The organism is Streptomyces sp. NPDC050704 (assembly GCF_040654355.1).
In the GTDB taxonomy this organism is placed as follows: Bacteria; Actinomycetota; Actinomycetes; order Streptomycetales; family Streptomycetaceae; genus Streptomyces.
Genome location: NZ_JBFAHW010000247.1, coordinates 1 through 3866 on the forward strand (window position 1 = coordinate 1; position 3866 = coordinate 3866).

Below are 3866 nucleotides of genomic sequence, written 5' to 3' on the forward strand. Positions count from 1 at the left end.
CGACGACGTCCGGGCCGCCGAGCGAACGGTAAACAGCTGCGCGCATGAGTACTCCTGCTGTCGGTCGCACCTGCTCACAGCAGACGCGGAAGATCGCTGACGTAGAAAGGCGATGTCCGCAGGGAGCCGCGGAGCGCCAACAGCCACCACGCTAAAACCTGACACCAACGTCAGGTGCAAGTCGGGCAGCACTCGGCATGAGGCCGAGCACGCCGAGCTGGCTCTCCTCCGTGGTCCAGGCCCTCGGTCGAGTAGAGCGGAGTGTAGGGACGACACGCAGGACGTGGCAGGGAAGTCGTCACCAACGACGCCGCGCAGATCTCGAGCGAGAGGGGCGGCGAGGCCGGCCAGGTACGGGCCAGCGTCGACTTGCTCGCGCCGGGGGCGCCGATCAGCCCGTTCTCGGGCAGGCCCGGGGTGCAGCACCGAGGTCATTCGGGATGTTCTTGCGGGTGGAGGGAGCGGGCAACCCAGTTCAGGCGTTGCCCGGCGTTGTCGGTGATCAGGGCGGCGGCCTCGTGCAGGTAGCAGGAGACGTCACCGGCACAGTCCGGCTCGACCTGCTCCGCCCGGCGGGCGGCGGTACTGACCACCTGCGCGAGCATCGGCAAAGACGGCCCACCTCCCGTGCCGCGGCCGTTACCCCGATTCGCCGTGTACACGCTCACGTTCTCGGCATGAGGGGGTCTCTGCTGTTACCCCTCACAAGCGTGACTGTCTGCCGGTCTCGACTGCTGGTTTCGTGGAATGCGGCGGGCCAGAAGTGCTCCGCCCGCACAGCCTTGGGCGCGCATGCCGCTTTGCCGGAACGCCTCCGGATGACCGGGGCCCGCCCCGGGTCTCTTGAAAGGATCGTCAGTGAGTTCCCCCTCGTCCACGAAACCGGACACCTCGGCCACCGCACCCCTGACGGGTGATGGCGGCACGGCAGTGCCTGCCGGGAAGGTCAAGCTGCCGCCGGTGGTGTGGCTGCTGGGTGCCATCACCTTCATCATGGGCACCAGCGAGTTCGTCGTCTCCGGCCTGCTGCCGGAGATTTCCGGCGCTCTCGGTGTCAGCGTCTCCAGCGCCGGGACGCTGATCACCGCCTTCGCCGTCGGCATGATGATCGGCGCGCCCGTGATGTCGATTGCGACCCGGCGCCTGCCGCGTCGCTCGGCCCTGGTCGCCGCGCTGCTGGTCTTCGCCGCGGGTCACGTCGTCAGCGCGCTCAGCTCCAGCCTGGGACTCGCGCTCGTCGGCCGGGTCGCCGCCGCGCTGGGCAACGGCACCTTCTGGGCCGTGGGCGCGGTGGTGGCGACCGCCGCCGCGGGACCGGCCGCCAGCACCCGCGCCACGGGCGTCATGGTCGGCGGCATCACCCTCGCCAATATCGTCGGCGTCCCGCTCGGTACGGCAGCCGGCCAGCTGGGCGGCTGGCAGGCCCCCTTCTGGATGCTCGCCGCTCTCGCCGTGGCCGCCGCCGTGGTGGTGGCCCGCCAGCTGCCCGCCGACACAACACGCGCCGACACCTCTCTGCGCGCCGAGACGGCCGCGCTCAAGCATCCGCGCCTGTGGCTGGTCTACCTGGCCATCGCGCTCATCCAGGCCGGCATCATGGGTGCCTACAGCTACGTCGCCCCGCTGCTGACCGAGCGGGCCCACCTCGCGAGTGCCGTGGTACCGCTGGCGATGCTCGGCTTCGGCATCGGCGCCCTGGCCGGCACCACGGTCGGCGGACGCCTCGGCGACCGCCGGCCCTACACCACGCTCATCCCGGCCACCGCAGTCACGGCCGCGATCCTGGGTGCCATCACCCTGTGGGCGACCAACAGCGTCGTGGCCGTGGTCCTGGTCGTACTGCTCGGCGCAGCCGGCTTCGCCAACAACCCCATCGTCGTCGGTGAGGTCGTCCGCATCGCCGGAGCCGGCCGGTCCCTGCCCATGGCCCTGGCCACGTCCGCCTTCCAGGTCGGCATCGCCACAGGTTCCTGGCTCGGCGGCATCGCCCTGACCTCCAGCCTGGGCCTTAAAGGCCCGTCGCTGACCGGCTTCGCCTTCGCTCTCGCGGCCCTGCTGCCGCTGGGCCTGCTGGCCGCCTCCCACCGCAAGGCGGAATCAGCGCGGAGCTGACACCGGTCGGAGAGGCCGGGCCCTCCCCGTGCAGCATCCGACACCTCGATCCGAGCAAGCCGTACAAGACAGTTGGAGATCACAATGGAGCACCGTCTGCTGGGCCGGACCGGCCTGTCCGTCAGCAAGATGTGCCTGGGCGCGATGATGTTCGGCCCGTGGGGCAACCCCGACCACGACGAGGCCACCCGGACCATCCACCGCGCCCTGGACGCCGGCATCAACTTCATCGACACCGCCGACGTCTACTCCCACGGCGAGTCCGAGGAGATCGTCGGACAGGCGATCAAGGGCCGCCGGGACGACATCGTCCTGGCCACCAAGTTCCACAACCCCATGGGGGACGACCCCAACCAGCGCGGCAACTCCCGACGCTGGATCATGCGGGCCGTCGAGGACTCGCTGCGCCGGCTGGGAACCGACTACATCGACCTCTACCAGGTGCACCGGCCCTCACCCGACACGGACATCGAAGAGACCTTGGGCGCCCTGACGGACCTGGTACGCCAGGGCAAGGTCCGCTACCTCGGCTCCTCCACCTTCCCCGGCAGCCAGATCGTCGAAGCCCAGTGGGCCGCCCACGACAGGCGCCTGGAGCGGTTCGTGTGCGAACAGGCCCCGTACTCCATGCTCGTGCGAGGCATCGAGGCCGACGTCCTGCCGACCGCGGCCCGGCACGGCATGGGAGTGATCACCTACAGTCCGCTCGCCGGTGGCTGGCTCTCGGGCCGCTGGCGCCAGGACGCCGACCTGCCCACCCCGTCCCCGGCCCGGCAGCGCCTCGCCGACCGCTTCGACATGTCCCTGCCGGTCAACCAGCGAAAGCTGAAGGCGGCCGAAGCCCTCGCCCACCTGGCCGAGGACAACGGAATGACGCTGATCGAGATGGCCATCGCGTTCACGCTCAACCATCCCTCGGTCGTCTCGGTCCTCATCGGCCCGCGCACGCTCCAGCATCTGGAGACGCAACTGCCCGCGACCGACGTGGTCCTGGACCCCGCGGTCCTGGACCGCATCGACGCCATCGTCACCCCCGGCACGGTCATCAACCCGGCCGACAGCAGCTTCGCCAACCCCGCCCTGGAACCGGCGGCCCGCCGACGCTGACCAGGGACTTACACGGAACACGGAACACGGAACCAGCAAGGAGCAAGCATCCATGCGGTACCGCACACTCGGCAGCTCGGACCTTCAGGTCTCGGAGATCTCCCTCGGCTCGTGGCTTACCTACGCCGGCGGCATCGAGGCCGACGCGACCCATGCCTGCACCGAAGCGGCCTTCGACGCCGGAATCAACTTCTTCGACACCGCCAACGTCTACGGACAGGGAGCTGCCGAGACGGCCTGGGGTGAGATCCTCTCGGCCCACCCCCGCGACTCCTACATCCTGGCCACCAAGGTCTGGGGCCCGATGTCTGACGACCCGGCCGACAAGGGCCTGTCTCCCGCGCAGATCGCCAAGCAGATCGATTCCTCCCTCGCACGTCTGAAGACCGACTACGTCGACCTGTACCCGGCGTACAGCCCGACTCGTCTGTCATTAGGGCTCTGACCTGGCCTTTTTGCCTGGTCGGGGCCCTGTGTCGTGTCTGGGCACATCCCGCTTCTACCTGCGAGTTCCTGGGAGTTCCCGCGCAAGTGTGCACGCGTTGTGCACTGGGGCACGGTGCCGGGCGGTGGGTTCGATGAGCGATGTCACCGAGTCGCCGGAGGGGGCTGGCTCGGCAGCCAGTTGCCGGGTCGACTTCGTCGTC

General features: G+C 69.4%; 4 protein-coding genes. 3 read left to right on the forward strand and 1 reads right to left on the reverse strand.

Annotated features, from left to right (window positions below):
* Positions 1–431: 431 nt before the first annotated feature.
* Positions 432–605, reverse strand: a complete 174-nt coding sequence (locus AB0I18_RS51715; protein WP_363112833.1) for a hypothetical protein — start codon at positions 603–605, stop codon at positions 432–434.
* Positions 606–858: 253 nt separating this feature from the next.
* Here AB0I18_RS51715 and AB0I18_RS51720 point away from each other — a divergent pair, with 253 nt between their 5' ends.
* From AB0I18_RS51720 to AB0I18_RS51730, 3 genes are all read left to right on the forward strand, one after another.
* Entirely contained in the window at positions 859–2112 is a 1254-nt protein-coding gene (locus AB0I18_RS51720; RefSeq protein WP_363112834.1) for an MFS transporter, read from the forward strand.
* An 84-nt stretch (positions 2113–2196) separates the two neighbouring features.
* Positions 2197–3219: an aldo/keto reductase gene (locus AB0I18_RS51725; protein WP_363112835.1), complete on the forward strand. Its 1023-nt coding sequence runs from the start codon at positions 2197–2199 to the stop codon at positions 3217–3219.
* A 52-nt stretch (positions 3220–3271) separates the two neighbouring features.
* Positions 3272–3664 (forward strand): aldo/keto reductase, encoded by a 393-nt coding sequence (locus tag AB0I18_RS51730; RefSeq protein ID WP_363112836.1) that lies wholly within the window; start codon positions 3272–3274, stop codon positions 3662–3664.
* The last annotated feature ends 202 nt before the right edge of the window (positions 3665–3866 follow it).

Coding starts and splice junctions, on each gene's coding strand:
- AB0I18_RS51715 (WP_363112833.1), bottom strand. CDS start 605: ATGCTCGCGCAGGTGGTCAGTACCGCCGCCCGCCGGGCGGAGCAGGTC.
- AB0I18_RS51725 (WP_363112835.1), top strand. CDS start 2,197: ATGGAGCACCGTCTGCTGGGCCGGACCGGCCTGTCCGTCAGCAAGATG.
- AB0I18_RS51730 (WP_363112836.1), top strand. CDS start 3,272: ATGCGGTACCGCACACTCGGCAGCTCGGACCTTCAGGTCTCGGAGATC.